Here is a 23151-nt window from a genome sequence, read left to right as displayed (position 1 = left end):
TGGACGCAGAGGTTAGCTTGAAATAACTTGAAGGGGATGCGAGCCCGCACCCCTCCCCTTCCTCCAGGAGCAGCCCATGCGTGACGCAGTGATCGTGGACGCCGTCCGGACCCCCGTCGGAAAGCGTGGCGGGGCCCTCTCCGGCCTCCATGCCGTCGATCTTTCCGCCCAGGTCCTGACCGCCCTCGCCGAGCGCAACGCGCTGGACCCGGCCACCGTGGACGACATCGTCTGGGGCACCGTCTCCCAGGTCGGCGAGCAGTCCGGCGTCGTCGGCCGGTTCGCGGCGCTCGCGGCCGGCTGGCCCGAGTCGGTGCCCGGCGTCTCCGTCTCCCGCGCCTGCGGCTCCTCGCAACAGTCCGTGCACTTCGCCGCCGGACTGGTCGTCGCGGGCCAGTACGACATCGCCGTCGCCGGGGGTGTCGAGTCGATGAGCCGGGTGCCGATGGGCTCCGCCCGCAGGGTCGAGGGCGCCGGGGAGGCGTACGGGCCGCGGCTCCTCCAGCGCTACTTCCCCGACGGGCGGGGCACCTTCGACCAGGGCGTCGGCGCCGAGATGATCGCCGAGCGGTACGGCTTCACCCGTACCCGGCTCGACCGGCACGCCCTGGAGTCGCACGCCCGCGCCGCCCGCGCCGTCGACGAGGGCCGTTTCACCGCGCAGATCACCCCCGTCACGGTGACCGGCGAGGACGGCACCGTGCGGGTCGTCGACACCGACGAGGGCATCCGGCGCGGCTCGACCCTGGAGCAGCTCGCCGCCCTCAGGACCCCGTTCAGAGCGGACGGGGTGGTGAGCGCCGGCAACTCCTCACAGATCTCCGACGGCGCCGCCGCGCTCCTCATCACCACCAGCGAGATCGCCCGGCGCCATGGCTGGCGCCCCCTCGCCCGGGTGCACACCGCCGTTCTCGCCGGGGTCGACCCGGTCACCATGGCCCTCGGCCCGGCCCCCGCCACCGCCAAGGCCCTCGACCGCGCCGGGCTGGCCCTCGGCGACATCGGCGCCTTCGAGATCAATGAGGCGTTCGCCCCGGTCACCCTCGCCTGGCTGGAGGAGACCGGGGCGGATGCCGCCCTGATGAACCCCAACGGCGGTGCGATGGCGATCGGCCACCCCCTCGGCGGCTCCGGCGCCCGTCTGATGACCACCCTCGTCCACCATATGCGCGACCACGGCATCCGCTACGGCCTCCAGGCCATGTGCGAGGCGGGCGGGATGGCCAACGCGACCATCCTTGAGCTGCTCTGAGCCGCTTCCCGGCCTCTTCCGGACGCCGCCCAGGAGAAGGGGGGTGCCGCCCTCGGGCAGCACCCCCCTTCTTGTGTACGCGGTGGACGCGGGGTCTCACCGGACGAGCCCGACCTCCGCCAGCACCTCCCGGGTGTGCGCGCCGATCACCGGCGCGGGCCGGGGCGTGCCCGGGGGAGTGCCCAGGAAACGGGGGGCGGGCGCGGGCTGGAGCACCCCGCCCTCGGTGAGATAGGTACCGCGCGCCACATTGTGCGGGTGGGCGGCGGCCTCGGTCAGTCCGTACACCGGGGTGACACAGGACTCCGTACCGTCGAAGAGGGCCGTCCACTCCGCGCGGGTGCGGCCCGCGAAGATCCCGGCGAGCCGCTGGGCCATCGCCGGCCAGCACCCCCGGTCGTGCTGGCCCGCGAAGAGCGGATCGCCGGTCAGCCCGAGCGTCCTCAGCAGCACCGCGTAGAACTGCGGCTCGACACTGCCCACGGCCATATGGCCGCCGTCGGATGTGCGGTACGTGCGGTAGAAGGGGGCGCCGCCGTCGAAGAGATTGACGCCCCGCGCGTCCTCCCAGCGGCCCACCGCCAGCAGACCGTGGACGAGGGCGAGCTGGACGGCGGTGCCGTCGGTCATGGCGGCGTCGACCACCTGACCCGTACCGGTGCGCCCGGCGTGGACCAGTGCGGTGGTGATGCCCAGGGCGAGCAGCATGCCGCCCCCGCCCATGTCACCGATGAGATTGAGCGGAACGGGAGGGTTCTCGCCGGCCCCGCCGAGCGCCCCGAGGGCGCCCGCCACCGCGATGTAGTTGATGTCATGACCGGGGGCCCGGGCGAGTGGCCCGTCCTGTCCCCAGCCGGTCATCCGCCCGTAGACCAGCTTGGGGTTACGGGCCAGACAGCGGTCCGGCCCCAGGCCGAGGCGCTCGGCGACCCCGGGCCGGAAGCCCTCGATGAGGGCGTCGGCGGTGTCGACGACGGCGAGGACGGCCTCGATGTCCGCCGGATCCTTCAGATCGAGGGTGACGGAGCGCCGGCCCCGGTGCAGTACGGGGTGGCGTGACGGGGCACCGGCCTCGGCGGGCCGGTCGACCCGGATGACATCGGCGCCCTGGTCGGCCAGGAGCATGCCGGCGAACGGGCCGGGGCCGATGCCGCCCAGCTCGACGACGCGGATACCGGCCAGCGGGCCGGTGGGAGGGGACACGGGACCCATGGGACTGCTCCTTCCGATCCTTCTCTTCGCGGGTGGTACGGCTACAGACCCAGGTCCTTGGCGATGATGGTCTTCATGACCTCGCTGGTGCCGCCGTAGATCCGGGAGACCCGGGTGTCCGCGTACAGCCGTGCGATCGGGTACTCCAGCATGTAGCCGTAACCACCGTGCAGCTGGAGGCACTTGTCGATGACCCGCCCCGCCACCTCGGTGCCGAAGAGCTTGATCCTCGCGGCGTCCGCCCCGGTCAGCTCGCCCGAGTCGTCCAGCTCGACGCCCCGGTCGACCATGGCCTGGAGGGCCTCGACCTCGGCGGAGCACTCGGCGAGGACGAACTTGGTGTTCTGGAAGGCGGCCACCGGTCTGCCGAAGACCTGGCGCTCCCGGACGTAGTCACGGGCGAACGCGATGGCGGCGGTGGCGGTGGCCACGGCGCCGACACCGATCGAGAGCCGCTCCCGGGGCAGGTTCCGGCCGAGGTAGGAGAAGCCCTTGTCCTGCTCGCCGAGGAGGTTCCCGACCGGCACCCGCACCTCGGTGAAGGAGATCTCGGAGGTGTCGGAGGACCTGAGGCCGATCTTGTCCAGCTTGCGGCCGAGGGCGAAGCCCTCGCTGTCGGTCGGGACGACGAGCAGGCTCAGGCCATGGCGCCGGTCCCCGGCGGTGGCCGGCGCGGTGCGGGCCACGACGACACAGAGTTCGGAGTTGCGGGCGCCGGTGATGAAGGTCTTGGCGCCGTCGAGGACATAGTGGGTACCGTCCCCGGAGAGACGGGCGGTGGTACGGATGCCCGCCAGGTCCGATCCGGTGCCCGGCTCGGTCATCGCGATGCACAGCATGAGGTCGCCCGAGGCGACCCCCGGCAGCCAGCGCTTCCGCTGCTCGTCGTTGGCGAGATCCAGCAGATAGGGCAGCACGATGCCGGTGGACACACCGTAGTGGCCGAAGGAGACGGCGGCGCGGGCGCACTCCTCGGCGATGACGACCTGGTACCGGTAGCTGGTCCGGCCGGTGCCGCCCAGCTCCTCGGGGATGTCGAAGCCCATCACCCCGAGCGTGCCGAGCTTGCGGAAGAGATCGCGGTCGACCAGGTTGTCCCGCTCCCACCGCTCGGCGTGGGGCTTCACCTCCCGGGCTATGAAGTCCCGGATCATCGCCCGGAAATGCTCGTGTTCCTGGGTGTACAGCGTGCGCTTCATGATGGGGGTCCTGTCATCGGGCGGTCGGGCGGGCGGGCGGTCGGGTTCTAGCGGGATCCGCCGTCGACGGTCACGACCTGTGCGCTGATGTAGTCGGCCTCCGGAAGGCAGAGCAGGTAGACCGCGCCCGCCGCCTCGGCCGGGGTGCCGGGCCGGCCGAAGGGATTGGTACGGGAGACGGCGGCGGCCAGCTGCGGATTGACGCCGACCTTGATCCGCCGGCCCTCGATCTCCACGAACGAATCGTCGTCCGCGGTCGCCTCGGTCATCCGGGTCAGGATGAAGCCGTAGGCGACGGCGTTGACATTGACCCGGTAGCGGCCCCACTCCTTGGCCAGGGTCTTGGTCAGTCCGATGAGCCCGGCCTTGGCGGACGAGTAGTTGGCCTGGCCGGGGTTGCCGTACTGGCCCGACACGGACGAGACGTTGACGACCTTGCGGTGGTGGTCGACCGGGTGCGCCTTGAGATACGGCTGGGCGGCGCGGAGGATCCGGAAGGGCGCCTTCAGATGTACATCGAGGATGGCGTCCCACTGCTCGTCGGTCATCTTCTGGACGACGGTGTCCCAGGTGTAGCCGGCGTTGTTGACGATGATGTCCAGGCCGCCGAAGGTCTCGACGGCGGTGTTCACGAAGCGCTCGGCGAAGCCGTCCCCGGTGACCGAGCCGGCGCAGGCGACGGCCCTGCCACCGGCGGCGGTGATGTCCGCGACGGTCTCCTCGGCCGGTTCCGCGTCCAGGTCGTTGATCACGACGGCGGCTCCCTCGGAGGCGAGCTTGAGAGCGACCTCGCGGCCGATGCCGCGGCCCGATCCGGAGACGATGGCGACCTTGCCGTCCAGGGTTCCCATGGTGGATGTGTCCTCGCTGTCAGGGGGTGGGGGAGGGGTGGTGAGGTGGTGTCAGCGGCAGCGCGGGGCGCGGGGCCGTGGTGGCGGTGTCAGCCGGCGGTGGCGGTGACCACGGCGGAACCCCGCAGGGTCACCGTGCCGTCGGGCAGCGAGACCGTGAGATCGAGACGGGCGAGGCCGTCCGCCACCGAGACGACCGTTCCCGTGCAGAACGGGGTGGTGTTGACCGGGGTGATGGCGGCGAACCGTACCCCGTACGAGCGGATGCGCTCCTGGGGGACCCAGTCGGTCAGCAGCCGCCCGAGGTACGCCATCGAGAGCATGCCGTGGGCGAAGACATCCGGGATGCCGACGGCCCGGCAGGCGTCGGTGTCGATATGCACCGGGTTGTGGTCGCCGGAGGCCCCCGCGTACAGCGCGAGCGTGGTGCGGGTGATCTCCGGGGCCCGCAGCGTCACGGAGTCGCCCGCCGTCAGAACCGTCCCCGTCATCGGCCCGCCCCGGGGTCGCGCACCACGACGGTGCTGGTGAGAGTGGCGATCGGCGCACCGTCGCGGGTCACCCGGGTGTCGCGCACGATGAACTCCAGCGCCCCGCCCTTCTTGGTGTACACATCCGTGACCTCGGTCGAGAAGGTCAGGGTGTCACCCGCGTAGGCGGTGGCGTGGTACGTGAACGCCTGGCCGCCGTGGAGGATCGTACGGATGTCCACACCGAGACCGGCGAGGAACCCGTCCCGGTCGGGCCGGTCCATGTCCAGACAGAAGAGAAAGGTCGGCGGGACGGGCAGATCGCGGTGACCGGCCGCCGAGGCGGCCGCCGGGTCGGTGTAGAGCGCCTCCGTCTGCCCGGTGGCCCGGGCGAAGAAGCGCAGCCGGCCCCGCTCGACCTGGACCGAGTGCGGTGGGGTGCGGGTGCCGATGACGGCGGGATCGATGGCCATGGGTCAGGACACCTTCTCGAAGAGCGTGACGACACCGGCGGTGCCGAGGCCGAGATTGTGCTGGAGGCCGAGGGTCGCGCCCTCGACCTGGCGGGCCCCCGCCTCCCCGCGCAGCTGCCAGGTGATCTCGGCGGTCTGGGCGAGACCGGTGGCACCCAGCGGATGGCCCTTGGAGAGCAGCCCGCCGGACGGATTGGTGACGACCCGGCCGCCGTAGGTGTTGTCGCCGCCGAGGATGAACTCCTCGGCGCCGCCCTCGTCGCAGAGGCCCAGCGCCTCGTAGCTCAGCACCTCGTTGACGGTGAAGCAGTCGTGCAGCTCCACGACCCGGATGTCGCGCGGGTCGACCCCGGCCCGCTCGTAGACCTCGGTGGCGGCGGCCCGGGTGACCTCGGTGCCGACGAGGGACATCGCGCTCTTCCTGTCGAAGACCCCGGGGGCGTCCGACCGGAGCGTCTGGGCGGCGACGGCGACCTTCGGGGAGAGCCCGTGCCGCCGGGCGAACTCCGGCGAGCAGACGATCGCGGCGGCGGCCCCGCAGGTGGGCGGGCAGCACTGGAGCCGGGTGAGCGGACCGGCCAATCGGGGGGAGTCCAGCACCTCCCGCTCGCTGATCGGGTCGCGGAAGACGGCGTACGGGTTGTTCGCGGCATGGCGCCGGGCCTTGACGGACACCTTGGCGAAGGTCTCCGGCCGCATCCCGTACCGCTCCATGTACTCGACACCGGCGGCACCGAAGTACTGCGGGGTCAGCGGGCGGTCCGGGTCGATGCCGTGCACCTCCTCCAGTACGGAGGAGAAGGCCGTCAGCGGGCTCGGCCGGTCGGTCCACTTGGCGCCGAGGGCGCCGGGCGGCATCTGCTCGAAGCCGAGGGCCAGCGCGCAGTCGACCGCGCCGCTCTCCACCGCCTGGCGGGCGAGCCAGAGGGCGGAGGAGCCCGAGGCGCAGTTGTTGTTGACGTTCAGGACCGGTACCGAGGTCAGCCCGAATCCATAGACCACCCGCTGGCCGCAGGTGGAGTCGCCGTAGACATAACCGGCGTACACCTGCTGGATCTCGTCATAGCGCAGCCCCGCGTCGGCCAGTACGGCGGCCATGGCTCCGGCGCCCAGCTCGTCGTAGGTCCTGGCTGCGCCGGGCTTGGCGAAGGGGACCATCCCGACCCCGGCCACCAGCACTCTGCGGCCCATGCGACCCTCCCTTCAGTAGGTTATTGCAGATTCACTTTCTTGCCGATCTCGCCCGGTGTCAAGGGGTGTTTGGCAGAAGGGATGGGGTGTGAGCGGTTCACCCGGTGGTTCGCCCGGTGATTCACCCGGCGGTTCGTTCGGCGGTGAGCTTCGCGGCGTCGCGGGCCGGGTTGACCAGCAGCAGCGCGGCCAGCGCGCCGACGATCATTGTCACGCCCAGGACCAGGAAGCCGTCCCCGTAGCCGAGTGCCACGGACTCTCCCGCGCTGACCAGCCGGCCGACGACCAGCGGGGCCACCACCCCGCCGAGGCTGTAGATACCGGTGACGATCCCGAAGACGACTCCGCGCTGCTTCGCCGGTACGACATCGGCGAGCCCGGCGAAGGCCACCCCGTACCCCGCCGAGTTCAGGCAGGAGCTGAGCACCAGCAGCACCATCTGCGGCACGCCCCGGTCCAGCGAGGAGAAGGCGATGGTGCACACACCAGAGGCCAGGACCATCGCCCCGGGCAGGATGCCCCGGGTCAGCCGCCCGCCCACCCCCCTCCTGGTCAGGGCGGCGGAGGCCACACCGACCAGGATCACCGCGACGGCCGAGCCCAGATAGGGGAGCGCGACCAGCCTCCCGGCCGTGATGGCGTCGTAGCCGAGCCCCTCCCTGAGGTAGAGCGGCAGCCAGCTGACCTTGACCGAGGTATTGGCGTAGGCGACGAAGAACAGCAGGGACATCCCGATGAGGGTGCCGGTCGAGAAGAGCCGCCGCAGCGGCACCCGTTCGGGAAGCGCCGCCGCGCCCGCCGGGCCATGGCCGCCGCCCCGGGTGTCCTCCGGGCCGGAGTCGCCGCCGATCAGCCAGGCCACGGTGACCACGGCACCGCAGATCGCGAGCACCCCGAAGGCGGCATGCCAGGAGTGGGTGAGGATGACCCAGGTCAGCGCGGGTGCGGCGATCAGCGGGCCGATGCCCGCACCGGCGACCACGATCGAACTGGGCACCGCCCGCTGATGGGCCGGGAACCAGGAGTGCGCCACCTGCATCGCCAGCGCCGTGGTCGGCCCCTCCGCGAAACCGAGCAGCACCCGGCAGGCGACGATGGTGGTGAAGCCGACCTGGGCGGCCATCGGCGCCAGACTCAGGGCCCACAGGCTCGCGATGATGGCGAGCAGCCAGCGGGCCCGCACCTTGCCCCCGAGCCAGCCCCCGAGGACCGACCCGACGGCGAAGAGCCAGAAGAAGCTGCTCTGGATGACACCGAACTCGGCGTCGGTCAGGCCGAGTTCCTCCTTCATGCCGACCCCGGCCAGTCCCACCACGACCTTGTCGGCGTAGTTGACCAGCATCAAACAGACCAGCAGGGCGAGGACGGTCCATGCCCTGCGCCGCACGGGGGCCGCGCGGCCCGAGGCCGTGCCCCCCGGCTCGGGTGCGGACGCTTCCTGCTGTTCGACGGCCATGACGGCCCTCCCTTGTCCAGCGGGGGGAATGTGGCTGGAAGTGAACCACCCCTAACTCACCTCGACAAGAGATCCGGCATCTATTGCCTGATGCTGGATGTATGAGTGAGTTTTCTCTAACGTGAGGGTGCTCAGGCCATGCGAGGAGGGAGCGGTGGGGGCGGTGGCGGGCCTGCCGTGCGGCGGGGGGCGATACGGCGGAGTCGGCCCGGCTCCCTCGTGATCCGGACGCATGAGTGAGCAGCAATTCACTTTCGTGGGCAGATCCACTCTCTTGCGGAGCAAGGATGCCGTAACGCACGGTGAGTCACTGGTAACAACACCGCTCGGATGCGGTATTTTGCCCAGGTGGCCGACAGCGAGGGACCAGCGGGAATGCAGACCGAGGAGCCGAGGCGGAGGACCGCGCGGAGACCTCCCGACCGCAAGGCCAGGATCGTCGCCGCCGCGTCCGGGCTCTTCCGTGCGCGCGGCTACCACAATGTCTCGCTGGCCGATGTGGCGACCGAGGTCGGGATCACCGCCCCGGCGCTCTACCGGCACTTCCGGGGCAAGCCCGATCTACTGCTCCATGTCGTGGACTCCACCGTCGCCACGGTCGCGGCGTCCGTGGCGGCCGCGCCCGACCTCGACACCTATCTCCGTACCACGGCGGCCGAGAGCCCCGACCGCCGTGGCGCGGCGGTCCTGTGGCAGCGCGAGGCGCGTCATCTGCCCGCCGACCGCCGCAGGGAGCAGCGCCGTGCGCTGAGCGGGGTCGCCGAGGGGATCGGCGCCCTGATCCACGCCGCACGGCCCGAAGCGGGCCCCGCCGACCGGCAGTTGCTGGCCTGGTCGGTGCTGGCCGTGTACGGCTCCATCTCCTGGCACCGCACCTCCCTCCCGCGCCGTCGCTTCGAGGAGCTGCTGTACCGGCTGGCGTCCGCCGCCGCCCACTGCCCGCTCGGTACCGGCCCGGCCGCCGGGCCCGTACCCGCCGAGGGCGGCTATACGGCTCTGGCGCTCTCCCGGCGCGAGGAGATCCTGGTCGAGGCGATCCGGCTCTTCGACGAGCGGGGCTTCCAGTCGGTCAGCACCGATGACATCGGCGAGGCGGCGGGTGCGACGGGCCCGAGCATCTACAAGCACTTCCCCACCAAGACCGACCTGCTGGTCGCCGCCGTGATACGGGGCGGCGAGGAGCGCCGGGCCGGCACCGCCCAGGCGCTGTCCCGGCCCGGCACACCGGGCGAGACCCTGGAACGGCTGCTGCGCTCCTATGTCGCCTTCGCCCTGAACCAGCGCCACTTGATCGGTCTGCTCATCGGCGAGCTGGACCAACTGCCGGAGAAGGAGCGCCGGGCGGCCCGCCAGGCCCAGCGCGAGTATCTGGCGCTCTGGGTGCGGCTGCTGGACCGGGTGCGCCCGGGTCTGGACCCGGCCGAGGCGCGGATCACCGTCGCCGCCGTCCTCACCGTCGTCGACAACACGGTCCGCACGGCGAACTCCGGCGACCGCCCGGACATCGCCGACCGCCTGGCCGAGATCGGTACGGCGATCCTGCTGGCGGAGGGCGAACCAGCTCCGGCGTAGGGCGAACCGGCCCCGGCGGAGGGCGTCGTAGGGCGTCCTGGGCGGATCCCCGGGCCCGGTGGTCGGACCGGTCGCGATGGGTCATGGTCCGGAGACGACGAACGACACCAGAACGGCACAGGCGATCAGGAGCGCCATCATGGGCCGGCCGCGCCCCGTGGCGGCGGACCAGCGAAGGGCGCGGGCGCGCGGCCGGCCGGGGGTGGACCCGCCCGGGGCGCCGACGGGGCGCCGGGCCCCCCACCGGGACGGCGCCGTCCGCGAGGTTGCCGGAGGACGGGGCCCGCTCCCGTACGACAGATCGGTCCCCGGGTGCCGGGACGGCTGTGGGTCCCGTGGGCGCGCTCGGGAGCGGCGGGGCCGTTCCAGCCCCGCGAAGGTCCCGGTCAGCCGGAGCAGACGGGCCACGATGGGGGCGGGCCGGCCGGTGAGGACCAGCGAGATGCCCCGGTCGGCGGCGGCCTGGTGCGCGCCGTACAGGACCCCGAGGCCCGCACAGTCCATCAGGGTGACCCCGGTGAGGTCGACCAGTATGACCCCGGGGCGGCACTCGACACAGAGACCGAGGGCGGCCTCCAGCCGGGTCCCCGTGTCGAGATCCACCTCACCCGTCAAGTACATGACAGCCCAGTGCTCGTGTGCGTCGAGCGGGCCGATGAAAACGGTGCGGTGGGTGAACGGTGTCGGTGTGGTCACGGCACATCCTTCCGATGGTGGCCGCCGGACCGGCCCCGCGCGTGGATGCGCAGCCCGCTGTACGGGCTCCGGTCGAGTTCCGGTGGAGAGGGACCTGTCCCAGGAGCGGACGGGGTTGTTGCGGCTCCGGTGTCTCCTCGTCAACCGGGCCGGCCGACTCGCGCGGAGCCTCCGCCCGCCCGTGCCGACCCGGTGTCCGGCCTGTCTTCGCCCATCGGTCCCGCGTACGCGGACCCGTGGCGCGAACCTCCCGCTCCGGGCCGCCGTCCTCCGCTCACCGATGTCACCTCAGCCGCTGGGATGCGTCCGTCTCACCCGGCCGATGCGACAGGTCTCTCTTACCGCACACTACCCCGACTCCCCGGATCCATGGGGTACACCGTTCCCGCGTCTGCCGTCGGGCTCCGCGTGGGAGGGGTCGCCCCGGGCTTGACCTCAAGTCCGCTTGAGCCCGGAGGCTTTGCCCATGCACAGGACAGTGACCCCATGGATCCGGCGGCACGCCCATCGACTCACCACCCTCGACCCCGAAGCCCCGCTGACCGATCTCCTGCCACTCGCCGACCTGGTGCGCGATGCCACGGTCGTGGCCATCGGCGCCTCGGCCCGTGAGACCCACGAACTCTCCGTTCTCTCCCACCGGCTCCTCCGGGCACTGGTCGAGGAGGGGGGATTCCGTGCACTGGCGCTGGAGGGGGACGACGCCTCAAGGGTCGGACTCGACACCTATGTCAAAACCGGGGCGGGGGACCCGAGAAGGCTGCTGGCCGGGGCCCGGTCCTTCTGGCGTACGGAGGAGATCCTCGGCGCCGTCCACTGGATGCGCTCCTTCAACCGGCTCCACCCCGACGACCCGGTCCGCTTCGTCGGGGCCACCGGCTCGGCCCCGGGGGACGCGCCCCCGCTCGACGGCCCCGCCGGTGTGGAGCGGAGTCTGGCCCAGGGGGTGATCCGATGGCATGACCACACGGGGGACCGGATCGTCTACTGGGGCGGTCTCGCGCACACCGCCGACGGAGACTCCCTGACGCTCTCCCCTTCGTCCCCGCCGATGACGCTCCGGAGCGCGGGCAGCCACCTCCGCGAGCGTTTCGGGGCGGGCTATGTCTCCATCGGCCTGACCTTTCATCACGGCAGGGCTCCCCACCCCGTTCCCGCGCCGCCGGCGGAGTTCGCCGAAGCGGTCCTGGGAAGTGCCGGACCGGACCCCTACCTCCTGGATCTGCGCGCGGGTGGTCCGCCTCCGGTACGGGCCTGGCTCGACGCGCCGGCCAGGACCCGCCTGCTCTTCCCCACCCCGGATCCCGGCGGCGACACGGTCCACCATCTCTCCGGCGGATCGCTCGCCGACTGGTTCGATGTCGTCCTCCACACCCCGGAGGTCACCCCGGTCCTCCCTCTGCGCCCGAAGGGCGTGGGAGGTGCCCCCACTCCCTGATCCAGCCAACTCCCTAGGGAGTTTCTTACGGATCAGGCTGGATCAGGGAGCGGGGTCTGGTGACGTGCATCGCAAGGCGGAGGATTGAGCCACTGCGGAGCATTGGTGATTGACGACAACGCGGCGAGGTGCGGTGCCAGGGCACGCGAGCCCAGCAAGATCCGAAAGAGACGACCTAGCGCTGTGACCGGAACCGGTCCGTGGCCGCCACCACGGCGCTCCGGGTGGTCTTCCCCAGTCCGTGCCCCTCGTCGCCTATCAGCACCAGCTCCGCGTCCGGCCATACCCGCGCCAGCTGCCAGGCGATGTCCGGTGGCCCGCTGATGTCCAGCCGCCCATGGACCAGCACCCCGGGAATGCCCGCGAGCCTCCCGGCGTCGCGCAGCAGCGCCCCGTCCTCCAGGAAGCCGGCGTGCCGCCAGTAGTGGGTGACAAGGCGGGCGAAGCGGAGCCGGAAGCGGGGGTCCTCGTACCGGGGGTCGGGGGAGTGGCCGGGGTGGGTGGCCACATGGGTGTCCTCCCACCGGCACCACTCCCGTGCCGCCCGCTCCCGTACCGCCGGATCGGGATCGGCGAGCATCCGGGCGTACGCGTCCACCAGGCTGCCGTCGCGCTCCCCCTCCGGGACGGTGTCACGGAATCTCGCCCACTCCCCGGGGAAGACCCGCCCCATGTCCCGGGTGACCCACTCCACCTCGCGGCGGGTGGTGCTGGTGACGCTGAAGAGCACCAGCCCGGAGAGGCGCCCGGGGTGCCGCTGGGCATACGCCAGGGCGAGGGTCGTCCCCCAGGAGCCGCCTATGACCAGCCACTTCTCGATGCCGAGATGCTGCCGCAGCAGCTCGATGTCGGCGATCAGATGCGGGGTGGTGTTGGCTTCGAGCGAGGTCTCCGGATCGCCGGCGTCGGGGGTGCTCCGTCCGCTGCCGCGCTGGTCGAAGAGGACGACGCGGTACGCGGCGGGGTCGAAGAGCCGCCGCCAGAACGGGCTCGCGCCGGAGCCCGGCCCGCCGTGCAGCACCAGGGCGGGTCTGCCCGCTGGATTGCCGCAGGTCTCCCAGTACACGCTGTTGCCGTCGCCGACATCCAGCATGCCGCACGCGTACGGCTCGATGGGGGGATAGAGCTCGGACATCCGACACACCCTCCTTGGATCTAACAGTGCTGTTACATTAACAGGGTGAAGAATCATCCCGAGACCGCCGCCATCGGCACCCTGCTCCGCCATGTCCTTGAGCTGCTGGACGGGGATGTGGCCGCGTTCTACGAGGAGCGGGGGCTCGCCGAGTACCGGCCCCGCTTCTCTCCCGTCGTCCGCGCGCTGCTGGCGGAGGGTCCGCTCCCGGTCCGTGATCTGGCCGCCGCGGTGGGGGTCACCCACTCCGCCGCCAGCCAGACCGCCGCGCAGATGGCCCGCGCGGGCCTGGTCACCCACACCCCCGACCCGCGCGACGCCCGCCGTCGTCTGGTCGGGCTCACCCCCAAGGCGCGGACCCTGCTGCCGCAGATCGAGGCGGAGTGGGCGGCGACGACCTCGGCGATGGCGGAGCTGGACGCGGAACTCACGATGCCGCTGGGAGAACTGCTGGTAGAGGTGGCCGATGCCGTACGCCGCCGTCCGTTCCGGGACCGGATCGCGGCGGCCCAGCAGCGCCGCTGACCACCCCTCACGAGGGCGACGGGCTCAGCTGTGGTCCTCCTCCGGGCCGACGGCCGGTGGCGGGCCCTGAGCGGTCCGCCGGGTGTGGACGAGCCATGCGGTCAGCGCGGCCTGGAGTTCCAGGGCTCCCTGGTGGTCCAGATGGACGCGGCGGTCGCCTATCTCGATGACGGCGGTCCGTGGGGTGAAGGTGTACCCGATGCCCCGCCGGGGCGGGAAGACGACCGGCTTCCCGGTGGCCAGGGCCCGCAGCACCGTGGCCGCGCGCGGGGGCAGCGCGGGCTCTCCGGGGCGGCGGAGCTGCCGAGGCGGGCGCGCCGGGAGGCCGAGGGCGCGGTAGAAGGTGCCGACGGCCGCCTCCAGCCCCTGCGGACCGCCCAGCCCTTCCGGTCCCTCCGGATCGGCGGGCCGGGCGTCGATGAACGCCTCCAGCAGCGGCGCGGACGGGCGGGGGGCGTGCTCACCCCAGGGCTCGGGGTGGAGTGGAACCTCGGCGACGGGCAGCCGTACACACGCCGGGGGGATCAGCGGGCGGAGGTAGCCGTCACGGCGGTAGCGCGCGTACTCCTTGCGGAGCCAGGCGATCTGCGACGGCAGGGGATGCTCCTCCCGGGTGCTCACGGGGGCGCGGGCGTGGGTGGCCCGCACCGGAGCGCCGTAGGGGCCCGAACCCCGGTGCGTGACACCGCTCTCCGTCACCAGCACGGTCCCCGACCATCTGCGGACATCGTGTCCGAGCCGGAAACCCACCACCATCGTGCCCGTGTCCACACGTGCCTCCGGTCCGTGCTGTCGCCGGTGAAGTCCACCGGCGACGGTAGCGAAACGGGCGCGCCGCCGCACCCGTGTCCAGGGCGCCGGGGACGGGGGCGGTGTGCGCGGGCCCGGCCGGGGCGGGTGCGGTGAGGAGGTCCGCCCCGGTGAGAGCAGGCCTCTCCGACGGCCGCCACCGACTCCTCTGCTCTGAACCACCGTCATCTTTCCTCCCCCCTGTGCGAGCGGCACCGGACCCCACCGGGCCGGACCGTCCGGTGCCGAAGACTCGCCTCGTCGAACATCTACACGGACAACGGGCCCGGGTGGACGCGTCGTTCCTCTCTCGGGCGATACCACTCGTTCGAGTGAATGCGAGGGAGAGAGTGCGGGAGGGGGCGCGGGGCGGAGTGCGTGCCGGGCCCCCCGGGAAGGCCCCGGTCAGAGAGTCGGCGGGGCCCCCTCCCGACAGGGCGCGAGCCCGATACGGGTGTAGTGCTCCGTGCCGAGGATCCGCCTCCGGCGCTCCTCCCCGAGCCGCGACAGGATCCCCGGCAGCGGCCGCTCCCTCGCCACCTGGCTGCGGTGCGCCAGGATCGCCCGCCACTTCCGGTCGAGCCACGGCGTCACATCCACGGCCGTGGTGACATACGTGTCCGGCACGCTCAGAAGGGACTTGCCCACCCCGGCCAGGAGCGGCGCCAGGTCGCCGACCCCGGACTCCGGATGTGTGGCCGCGTACAGCGCGCCCACCGCCCAGGCCTCCCCGGCCTCGGGATGGAGATGGCCGAGCGCGGCGGCCTCCACCGCGAGCAGGGTCAGCTGATGGGTACGGCGGTGGTCCGGATGCCCGGTCAACTGGCCGACGGCGTCATGCGTGATCACGACATCCGGACGGAACTCCCTGATCCGGGCGACCAGACGGGCGACGACCTCATCGAGCGGCGCGTCGAGAAGCCGGGCCCGCCCGGGGGCGGCGGCCGGGTCGCGGGCGTCCCCGTACCCGAGCATCCGTGGCACACCGGCACCGAGGACGGCGAGCGCGTCGGCGAGTTCGCCGGCCCGGGCGCTGTCCTCGGCCCAGGTGGCGGTGGTGACCGAGGTCCGCGCACCCGCGTCGGCGGACCGGGCGAGGACCCCACCGGCGAGCAGGGACTCGTCGTCGGGGTGGGCGAACACCCCGAGCAGGGACGGGGGAGGAGGCAGAGCCATGGGACGGGATCCTTCTTCCACGGGGAACGGGCCGGCGCACACTCTCCCCCGTCCCGCAGCGATGGTGCGACGTTCAATCAAGATTGCGCAGAAAGTGACATTTAGGATAATTTTGAAGTCATGCGTCGTGTGACGGTCGACGGCCGACTGGCACGCGAGCTCGGTTTCGTCGCGGTCCAGCAGGCCGACGCCGACGACCGGGGGCGAGCCTTCTCCCAGCTGATCGCCCCGGTCGTGCCCCATGACGCCTTCACCCTCGTGGGCTCCGACCCCGCGATCGGCCTGGGCTTCGGGAGCTTCAGCTTCTGGCACGGATTCCCGACCCCGCTGGTCAAGGCGCTGGTCCGCCACCGCCACCAGCAGGGCGGCCCCTGGCATGCCGGCGCGGTCGCCCGGGGTGCCGCCCTTACCCATGTCGTCACCGTCGGTGACCCCACGCTCTCCCCGGCCGACCGGCTGCGCGCCGAGGTGCTCGCGGCCCATGGGGCCCTCTCCGAACTCCGGCTGCTGCTCCGCGACGAGCGCGGTGTCTGGGGCATGCTCGCCCTGATCCGTTCCACGGGCGGCCTGCCCTTCGACCCGGACGACGCCCGCCTGGCCGCCCTGCTCGCGCCCGCGCTGATCGTCGCGGTCCGGCGGCATGTCCTCGCGGGTCCGCTGCTGCCCGCCGCCCCGGCGCTGCCGGCCGGAGTGATCACCATGGGACCCGACCACCGGGTCAGAACGGTCAGCCCGCAGGCGGGCGCATGGCTGGAACTGTTCCGTGCCCGTGGGCGGCGGGTCATCCCGGAGTGGATGCCCGATGTCTTTCTGATGGCGCTCTCCCTCTCCACCCGGAGCCCGGAGCACCGCAGGAACGCCTCGGCCCCGCTGGTCTGCTCCCCGCCCGCCGTCTGCGGCCGCTGGATCGTCTGTCAGGGGCAGACCATGGGCGTCGGGGGCGATATCGCCCTGGTGATCCAGGCCCCCGTCGGTGATCTCGTCCTGCCGTCGTTCTGTGCCTGGTACGGGATCACGCCCCGCGAACGCGATGTCGTCGACGCACTCCGTACCGGGGCCGCCACCCAGCGCATCGCCCACCGGCTCGACCTTTCCGTGCACACCGTCAACGACCACCTCAAGGCGGTCTTCCGCAAGACGGGCGCGGACGGTCGCGACGAACTCATCGCGGCGCTGGGCCACTGACCCGGGCCGCCTCCTTCCGCCCGCCTCCTTCCGCCCCGGCGCCCGACACCTGATGCCCGACACCTGATGCCCGATGCCCGGCGCCCGACGCCCGGCGCCCGCGCGGCCGCACCAGGAGACCGGCCGGCCGTCGCCCCCCCGAAACTCGGGATACCCCTCGCCGTCCCCCCGGCCGAGACTCGAAGAGCAGGCACGAACCCCGTACGGCCCGCCCGTACGGCGCCCCCGGCCCTCATCCGAGGCGGGCAGGCTCCCGGGTCCGGCGGCGGACGAAGCTCCGACAGCGCCCCGCCGCAGCACCGCGCCCCTGCCGCAGCCGCAGAGGAGATCCCCCATGGCCTTTCCCGAGCCGGACCCCGCCGCCCCCCGGCGGCCCCGCTCCGGCCCCGCCGACATCCGCCCCGTGCACACACATGCCCCCCGGCGCCGTCATGTCCTCGTCTCGGGTGTCTCCTCCGACGCCCACACCTGGAACCTCGTCTTCCTCCATCTGCTCCTCGAAGAGATGGGCTACCGGGTGACCAACCTCGGCAGTTGCGTCCCCGACGAACTGCTGATCGACACCTGCCGCCGACTGCGCCCCGACGCGCTGGTCATCAGCAGCGTCAACGGCCATGGCGCCCTGGACGGCGGCAGGGTGATCGCCCGCCTGAGGCGCCACCCCGAACTCCGGCGGCTCTTCGCCGTCATCGGCGGCAAGCTCGGCGTCGACGGCGGATCGGGGAACCCCGGCGCGCACGGCCCCCGGCTGCTCGCCGCCGGCTTCGACGCGGTCTTCGAGGACGGACAGGGCGTCGAGGACTTCCGCCGCCACCTCGGCCGGGCCGCCCCCGTGGCCCTGGCCCCGGGGACCGCGCACCCGAAGGCGACCGTGCCCCGCACGCCCTACGGCCCCCCGCACGACAGCCGGGTGCCCCGTCCCCGTACCGCCCCGGAAGGAGCGTCGTGAACCTCCCGCAGGGCCCCGGCCCCCGCAACGCCCACCACCCCCGGCAGGGCTCCGCCTTCGCCGCCGCCGTCGAGGCGGCGCGCCGGAGCGGAGAACTGGTGGTCCAGCCCCGGATGGGATTCCCCGACCCGAGGACGATGCGGCGCGGGCTGCTGGCGGTACGGGCCGCGCGCGCCCGCACCGTCGGCACCGTCACCCTCGACAGCTACACCCGGGTCGGCGACCACCGCCACGCCCGTGCCGCGCTCGACTCCGGGGCCGCCCTCAACGGCTACCCGCTCGTCGCCCATGGCGCGGACGCCACCCGGCGGATGCTCGGGGACCTCGGCGACGGAACGCCGGGCTTCGCCGTGCAGATACGCCATGGCTCGGCCGACCCGTACACGATCGTGCGGACCCTGCTGGACGCGGGGCTCGACGCCACCGAGGGCGGCCCGGTCTCCTACTGCCTGCCCTACAGTCGCACCCCGCTCGCCACCTCCGTCGACGCCTGGGCCCGCAGCTGCGAACTGCTCGCCGAGCGCTCCGGGGGCACCGCCCATCTGGAGAGCTTCGGCGGCTGTCTGCTCGGCCAGCTCTGCCCGCCCTCCCTGCTGGTCGCGCTCGCCGTCCTGGAAGGGCTGTTCTTCCGCCGGTACGGGCTCCGCAGCATCTCCCTGAGTTACGCCCAGCAGACCAGCCCCGCCCAGGACGCCGAGGCGCTCACCGCCCTGCGGACCCTCGCGGCCGAGCACCTCCCCGACGCCGACACCCATCTGGTCCTCTACACCTATATGGGCGTGTTCCCGCGCTCCCGGGGCGGCGCGCTGCGGCTGCTGCGGGCCAGCGCCGAACTCGCCGTGCGCGGCGGCGTCGAGCGGCTCATCGTGAAGACCCCGGCCGAGGCCCATCGCATCCCCACCGTCGAGGAGAACGTCCTCGCCCTGGAGGAGGCCGCCGACGCCGCCCGGCGCACACCGCGCGCCGCGCCCGCCCGACCCGGCGCGGACGAGGGCGAGTTCGGTGTCCTCGCCGAGGCCCGCACCCTGGTGGAGACCGCCCGCGCGCTCGCCCCCGACATCGGCACCGCCCTGGTCCGCGCCTTCGCCGCCGGGCTGCTCGATGTGCCGTACTGCCTCCACGCCGACAACGCCAATCGCGCGCGCGGCTTCATCGACCGGCGCGGCAGCCTCCAGTGGCGCAGCGGCGGGGCGATGCCGGTGCGGACCGCCGCCGGTGCCGAGGGGCGGCCGCTGCGGGCCGGGGAACTGCTCGACATGCTCGGGTACGTCCAGCGCGCCCACGACCGCGAGACCACCCCGGACCTCGCGCCCGGTGCCCCTGCCCTCGAACGCGAGATCCCGGCCCTTGTCCCCGGGAGACCGCCCCTGCGCCCCGGGACACCGCCCGCCCTACGGCCCGCCGTCCCGCGAAGGCCGCTCCCTACCCCGTGCGACCCCCTCCACACCTCACGCGACCCCCTCCGTCAGGACAGGTGAGACCCGTGCGACCCCCCGTACAACCCTCCATGAGCACCGCCGACCCCGTGACGGGGGACCCCGCGACGGCCGACCCCGCGCACCCCGGGTGGCTGCCGCATCCCCGGGGCCCCCTTGGTTCGGGGTCGGACGAAGGAGACACCCTGCCCACCGCGACCGGGGCCACCCTCGCCGTCGTCGGCACCGGCCCCCGGGGCATCGCCGTACTGGAGCGGATCGCCGTACGGCTGACCGAGGAGGCCGAGCGGGCCCGGCGCGCGGGCGTGCGGCCCGTCCCCGTGACCCTCCGGGCCATCGACGCCCATGAGGTGGGCGCCGGCCGGATCTGGCGCACCGACCAGTCCGGCTGGTACACGATGAACACCGTCGCCGGCCAGGTCACCATGTACTCCGGCGGCCCCGACGGCGGCCCGGCGCGCCCGGGGGCGGGCCCCTCGCTCGGGGAATGGCTCGCCGGGCGAGGGGCCCGCGACCGGCCCGGCGAACCGGTCACCGGACCCGACGACTACGCCCCCCGCGCCGCGTACGGCCGCTATCTGCGCTCCGTGCACCGCTCGATCGCCACGCATCTCCCGCCGCACGCACGGCTCGTCGCCCACACCGCCCGGGTCGACACCCTCGCACCGCTGCCCGGCGGCGGATACCGGCTCACCCTGGACCGCTCCCCGTACACCCTGCGCGCCGACGCGGTCCTGCTCGCCACCGGCCATCCGCACAACGAACCCGACGCCCGGGAGCGCGCGCTGCTGGAATTCGCCCGCCGCCACCCGGGAGTCCACTATCTCCGCGGCGACTCGGCGGCCGACCTGGAGCCCCGGCTCGGCGAGTCGGCCGTGCCGCCCGGTGCCCCGATCGCCGTACGAGGGCTCGGACTCTCCTTCTACGATGTGCTGCTCACCCTCACCGTGGGCCGGGGCGGACGCTTCGTCCGCGACCCGGGCGGCGTACTGCGCTACGAGCCCGGCGGCCGGGAACCCCGCATCCTCGCCGGATCGCGCGGCGGACTCCCCATCCCCGCGCGCGGACGGAACGAGAAGGGCCCCGGCCACCGTCACCGGGCGCTCTTCCTCACCCCGGCCGCGCTCGCCGCCGCCCGCGCCCGCCGCGCCGCCGCCACCGGGGGCGACCGACGGCTGGACTTCGCCGAGGACGTCCTGCCGGCGCTGCTGCGGGAGGTGGCGCAGATCTACTGGACGGCGCAGGTCCGGGCCCGCTTCGGACCCCGCCGCGCCGCCCGGTTCGCCGCCCTCCACGCCGCCGCCCTGCACGAGGGACGCGACCCCGCGCCGCTCCTCGCCCGGGAACGGCTCGGCGATGTCCCCCCGCTCGATCTGACCGCGCTCGCCCGGCCGTTCGCCGGGGAGGAGTTCGCCGGCCCCGGCGCCTTCCGCGACCGGATGCTCCGCGCCCTGGACCAGGATCTGGCCGAAGCCGCCCTCGGCAATGTCAGCGGCCCCCTGAAGGCCGCGCTCGATGTGCTGCGGGACATCCGCTCCACCCTCCGGGACGCCGTCGACCACGGCGGGCTGCTGCCCCGCTCCCACCGGGACGCCTTCGTGGGCGGCTTCCTCCCCCTCAACGCGCTGCTGTCGGCGGGCCCGCCCGCCGAACGGGTCGAACAGCTCCGTGCCCTGGTCCGCCGGGGCCTGGTCGAGATCATCGGCCCGGAGACGGTGTTCCGGGCCGACGAGGAGAGCGGCCGGTTCGCCGTCTCCTCACCCCGGGTACGGGGCTCCGCCCGCACGGCCGCCGTGCTCGTGGACGCCCGTATCCCCGCGCCCGATCTGCGCCGGGACACCGCACCCCTGACCCGATGGCTGCTCGCCCAGGGGCTGATCAGGGAGTTCGTCACCGTGAGCCCCGACGGGGAACGGCACCCCACCGGCGGACTCGACATCACCGAGGGCTGCGGGCGGGTCCTGGACGGGCGGGGCGAGCCGACCCCCGGCCTCTACGCCCTCGGCATCCCCACCGAGCACACCCGCTGGTTCACCCAGGTCGGCAGCGGCCGGCCCGGCGCGCCCACCCGCTTCCACCAGGAGGCCGACGCCGTCGCCGCCGCGATGCTCGCCGACCGCCCCGACGGGAGCCCCGACCGGGGCCCCTCCCGGCCGCCGCTCCACCGCCCCGTACGGCAAAGCCCCGCCGTGCTCCTTCCCGCCCCCGTGAGGGAGGCCCCGCGATGAACACCACCCCCGACCCCCCGGCACCGTGCCCCACAGCCGTCTTCCGGGCGGCGCGTGACACCCTGCTGCGCCTGCGCACCGACCCGGCCGCCGCCCAGCGGGAGTTCCACTGGCCGCGCCCCGCCACCTTCAACTGGGCACTGGACTGGTTCGACGCCGTCGCCGCCGACCCGGCCCGGCGCGACCGGACGGCGCTGCGCCTGGTGCGCGGAGCCCACCCCCGCCCCGAGGACGACACCACCATCGGCTGGGGCGAGCTGTCCCGCCGCTCGGCGCGGCTCGCCAACCGGCTCCACGGCCTCGGGCTGCGGCGCGGCGACCCCGTCCTGCTGCTCCTCGACAACGAGCGGGCGCTGTGGGAGACCATGCTCGCCGCCATCAAACTCGGCGCGGTGCTGGTCCCGACCTACCCCACCGCCACCGCCGCCGAACTGACCGAACGCGTCGAACGTGCCCGGGTACGGTGCGTCGTCGCCGGAGCCGCGCTCATCGAACGGCTGGGGGAGTGGCGCCCCGACGTCCCGCTCACGATCGCCGTCCCGGCCGCCGGACCCGGCTGGACACCGTACGAGGACCACCGCGCCGCCTCGGCTGCCTTCCGCCCCGACGGGCCGACGGGCGCCGACGACCCCCTGCTGCGGTACTTCACCTCCGGCACCACCGCCCGGCCCAAACTCGTCGAGCACACCCACACCAGCTATCCGGTCGGCCATCTCTCCGGCATGTACTGGAACGGGCTGCTCCCCGGCGATGTCCACCTCAACCTCTCCGCGCCCGGCTGGGCCAAGCACGCCTGGAGCTCCTTCTTCGCCCCGTGGAACGCGGAGGCCACCGTGGTGGCCCTGGACCCGGCCGCGGCGGCCCGGCCGGACACCGTCCTCCAGGTGCTGCGCACCCGCGCGGTCACCTCCTTCTGCGCCCCGCCGACCGTGTGGCGGGCCCTCCTCACCGAGGGACCCGGGCCGAGGCCGCCCGCGCTGCGGGAGGCGGTCTCCGCCGGTGAACCCCTGGACGCGGGGGTGCTCCACGCCGTCCGGCGGGCGTGGGGGATCGATGTACGCGACGGCTACGGCCAGACGGAGACCACCGCCCGGCTCGGCTGGACGCCGGGCACCCGCCCCGTCCCCGACCGCATGGGCCGCCCCCTGCCGGGCTGCCGGGCCCTGCTGATCGACCCCGGCACCGGGCGCGAGGTCCCCGACGGGACCCCCGGCGAACTCTGCCTCGACCTCGCGGAACACCCCGTCGGACTGATGCGCGGCTACGCGGACGACCCCGCCCGCACCGCCGAGGCGTTCGCCGGCGGCCGCTACCGCACCGGGGATCTCCTGGTCCGCTCCCCGGACGGAGTCCTGCGCTGCCTCGGCCGCACCGACGACCTGTTCAACTCCTTCGGCCACCGTCTCTCCCCCCAGGAGCTGGAGGCCGTCGTCCTGCGCTGCCCGGCCGTCCGCGAGGCCGCCGTGGTCCCCGTACCCGACCGGGCGGGCGGCCAGGTCCCGAAGGCGTACGCGGTCCTCGCGCCCGGTGTCCGCCCCGACACCGCCGCCGACGCGGTCTTCGCCCTGCTGCGGGCCGAACTCCCCGAGGAGAAGCGGATCCGTGCCCTGGAGTTCCGGGCCGCGCTGCCGCGCACCCCCTCCGGGAAGGTGCGCCGCACGGCCCTGCGGAACGCGGCCCCGGGGCCGGAGCACCGGCCGCGGCGGTGAACCCCGTACACCCGGGCGGTGACACTCCCGGCACCGCCGGCTCCCGGACACCGTTCGAACAGTCCTGAACCATCGGTCAGAAGGAGCCGTGGAGATCTATGGGGCACGGCCTCCCACCGTCCGGCCGGAACCCCTCGGTGCTACGGCGGCCGACGCCCTGCGATCGGCCCCTCTCGCCCTGCCCGCGAACAGCACACGGCACACATCTT

At 73.4% G+C, this 23151-nt stretch carries 20 protein-coding genes; 9 read left to right on the top strand and 11 right to left on the bottom strand.

Annotation, left to right across the window (positions count from 1 at the left end; genetic code table 11):
* Nucleotides 1-76 precede the first annotated feature (76 nt).
* Nucleotides 77-1252 carry a thiolase family protein gene (locus ABT354_RS13720; protein ID WP_351493003.1) on the top strand — a complete coding sequence of 392 codons (1176 nt, stop codon included), beginning with the start codon at nucleotides 77-79 and terminating at the stop codon, nucleotides 1250-1252.
* Nucleotides 1253-1348: 96 nt separating this feature from the next.
* Here ABT354_RS13720 and ABT354_RS13715 read toward each other — a convergent pair whose 3' ends face one another.
* The 7 genes from ABT354_RS13715 to ABT354_RS13685 all read right to left on the bottom strand — a co-directional run bounded on the left by ABT354_RS13715 (nucleotide 1349) and on the right by ABT354_RS13685 (nucleotide 8104).
* Nucleotides 1349-2464: a CaiB/BaiF CoA transferase family protein gene (locus ABT354_RS13715; protein WP_351493001.1), complete on the bottom strand. Its 1116-nt coding sequence runs from the start codon at nucleotides 2462-2464 to the stop codon at nucleotides 1349-1351.
* Between the two features lie 41 nt (nucleotides 2465-2505).
* Nucleotides 2506-3663: an acyl-CoA dehydrogenase family protein gene (locus ABT354_RS13710; protein ID WP_351492998.1), complete on the bottom strand. Its 1158-nt coding sequence runs from the start codon at nucleotides 3661-3663 to the stop codon at nucleotides 2506-2508.
* Nucleotides 3664-3710: 47 nt separating this feature from the next.
* A complete protein-coding gene (locus ABT354_RS13705; RefSeq protein WP_351492996.1) occupies nucleotides 3711-4514 on the bottom strand; it encodes an SDR family NAD(P)-dependent oxidoreductase in 804 nt (267 codons plus the stop codon).
* Nucleotides 4515-4603: 89 nt separating this feature from the next.
* A complete protein-coding gene (locus tag ABT354_RS13700; RefSeq protein ID WP_351492994.1) occupies nucleotides 4604-5005 on the bottom strand; it encodes a MaoC/PaaZ C-terminal domain-containing protein in 402 nt (133 codons plus the stop codon).
* Nucleotides 5002-5457 carry a MaoC family dehydratase N-terminal domain-containing protein gene (locus ABT354_RS13695; RefSeq protein ID WP_351492992.1) on the bottom strand — a complete coding sequence of 152 codons (456 nt, stop codon included), beginning with the start codon at nucleotides 5455-5457 and terminating at the stop codon, nucleotides 5002-5004. The genes ABT354_RS13700 and ABT354_RS13695 overlap by 4 nt, the downstream gene beginning before the upstream one ends.
* Before the next feature lie 3 nt (nucleotides 5458-5460).
* Complete coding sequence (locus ABT354_RS13690) at nucleotides 5461-6648, bottom strand: lipid-transfer protein (protein WP_351492990.1); 1188 nt, start codon at nucleotides 6646-6648, stop codon at nucleotides 5461-5463.
* A gap of 121 nt (nucleotides 6649-6769) precedes the next feature.
* Nucleotides 6770-8104: an MFS transporter gene (locus tag ABT354_RS13685; protein ID WP_351492988.1), complete on the bottom strand. Its 1335-nt coding sequence runs from the start codon at nucleotides 8102-8104 to the stop codon at nucleotides 6770-6772.
* Nucleotides 8105-8479: 375 nt separating this feature from the next.
* On the opposite strand from ABT354_RS13685, the gene ABT354_RS13680 reads away from it, so the two are divergent.
* The gene (locus ABT354_RS13680; protein WP_351492986.1) at nucleotides 8480-9676 is read left to right on the top strand and encodes a TetR/AcrR family transcriptional regulator; all 1197 of its coding nucleotides are present in this window, start codon (nucleotides 8480-8482) and stop codon (nucleotides 9674-9676) included.
* 81 nt (nucleotides 9677-9757) lie between these two features.
* Here the strand turns inward: ABT354_RS13680 and ABT354_RS13675 are convergent, their stop codons facing one another.
* On the bottom strand, nucleotides 9758-10372 hold the full coding sequence (locus ABT354_RS13675; RefSeq protein WP_351492985.1) for an STAS domain-containing protein: 615 nt from the start codon (nucleotides 10370-10372) through the stop codon (nucleotides 9758-9760).
* A gap of 466 nt (nucleotides 10373-10838) precedes the next feature.
* On the opposite strand from ABT354_RS13675, the gene ABT354_RS13670 reads away from it, so the two are divergent.
* Nucleotides 10839-11810, top strand: a complete 972-nt coding sequence (locus tag ABT354_RS13670; RefSeq protein ID WP_351492983.1) for an erythromycin esterase family protein — start codon at nucleotides 10839-10841, stop codon at nucleotides 11808-11810.
* Nucleotides 11811-11985: 175 nt separating this feature from the next.
* On the opposite strand, the gene pip is transcribed toward ABT354_RS13670, so the two are convergent.
* Nucleotides 11986-12945 (bottom strand): prolyl aminopeptidase, encoded by a 960-nt coding sequence (gene pip / locus ABT354_RS13665; protein ID WP_351492981.1) that lies wholly within the window; start codon nucleotides 12943-12945, stop codon nucleotides 11986-11988.
* A gap of 45 nt (nucleotides 12946-12990) precedes the next feature.
* Here pip and ABT354_RS13660 point away from each other — a divergent pair, with 45 nt between their 5' ends.
* On the top strand, nucleotides 12991-13470 hold the full coding sequence (locus tag ABT354_RS13660; protein WP_351492979.1) for a MarR family winged helix-turn-helix transcriptional regulator: 480 nt from the start codon (nucleotides 12991-12993) through the stop codon (nucleotides 13468-13470).
* A 24-nt stretch (nucleotides 13471-13494) separates the two neighbouring features.
* On the opposite strand, the gene ABT354_RS13655 is transcribed toward ABT354_RS13660, so the two are convergent.
* Nucleotides 13495-14241: a hypothetical protein gene (locus ABT354_RS13655; protein ID WP_351492976.1), complete on the bottom strand. Its 747-nt coding sequence runs from the start codon at nucleotides 14239-14241 to the stop codon at nucleotides 13495-13497.
* 423 nt (nucleotides 14242-14664) lie between these two features.
* Nucleotides 14665-15435, bottom strand: coding sequence for a PIG-L deacetylase family protein (locus ABT354_RS13650; RefSeq protein ID WP_351492974.1), 771 nt, complete (start codon nucleotides 15433-15435; stop codon nucleotides 14665-14667).
* A gap of 120 nt (nucleotides 15436-15555) precedes the next feature.
* On the opposite strand from ABT354_RS13650, the gene ABT354_RS13645 reads away from it, so the two are divergent.
* The 5 genes from ABT354_RS13645 to ABT354_RS13625 all read left to right on the top strand — a co-directional run bounded on the left by ABT354_RS13645 (nucleotide 15556) and on the right by ABT354_RS13625 (nucleotide 22942).
* Nucleotides 15556-16620 carry a helix-turn-helix transcriptional regulator gene (locus ABT354_RS13645; RefSeq protein WP_351492972.1) on the top strand — a complete coding sequence of 355 codons (1065 nt, stop codon included), beginning with the start codon at nucleotides 15556-15558 and terminating at the stop codon, nucleotides 16618-16620.
* A 334-nt stretch (nucleotides 16621-16954) separates the two neighbouring features.
* Nucleotides 16955-17569 carry a cobalamin B12-binding domain-containing protein gene (locus ABT354_RS13640; protein WP_351492970.1) on the top strand — a complete coding sequence of 205 codons (615 nt, stop codon included), beginning with the start codon at nucleotides 16955-16957 and terminating at the stop codon, nucleotides 17567-17569.
* The gene (locus ABT354_RS13635; RefSeq protein ID WP_351492968.1) at nucleotides 17566-19047 is read left to right on the top strand and encodes a methylaspartate mutase; all 1482 of its coding nucleotides are present in this window, start codon (nucleotides 17566-17568) and stop codon (nucleotides 19045-19047) included. Before ABT354_RS13640 ends, ABT354_RS13635 begins: the two co-directional genes overlap by 4 nt.
* Before the next feature lie 29 nt (nucleotides 19048-19076).
* Nucleotides 19077-21233 carry an FAD/NAD(P)-binding protein gene (locus ABT354_RS13630; protein ID WP_351492965.1) on the top strand — a complete coding sequence of 719 codons (2157 nt, stop codon included), beginning with the start codon at nucleotides 19077-19079 and terminating at the stop codon, nucleotides 21231-21233.
* Nucleotides 21230-22942: an acetate--CoA ligase gene (locus ABT354_RS13625; protein ID WP_351492963.1), complete on the top strand. Its 1713-nt coding sequence runs from the start codon at nucleotides 21230-21232 to the stop codon at nucleotides 22940-22942. The genes ABT354_RS13630 and ABT354_RS13625 overlap by 4 nt, the downstream gene beginning before the upstream one ends.
* Nucleotides 22943-23151: the final 209 nt, after the last annotated feature.

Origin of the sequence: Streptomyces sp. NPDC000594 (assembly GCF_040299965.1) — a bacterium.
Taxonomy (GTDB): domain Bacteria; phylum Actinomycetota; class Actinomycetes; order Streptomycetales; family Streptomycetaceae; genus Streptomyces.
The sequence above is the reverse complement of the archived record's forward strand: the minus strand, read 5'-3'. Positions and strand labels throughout refer to the sequence as shown.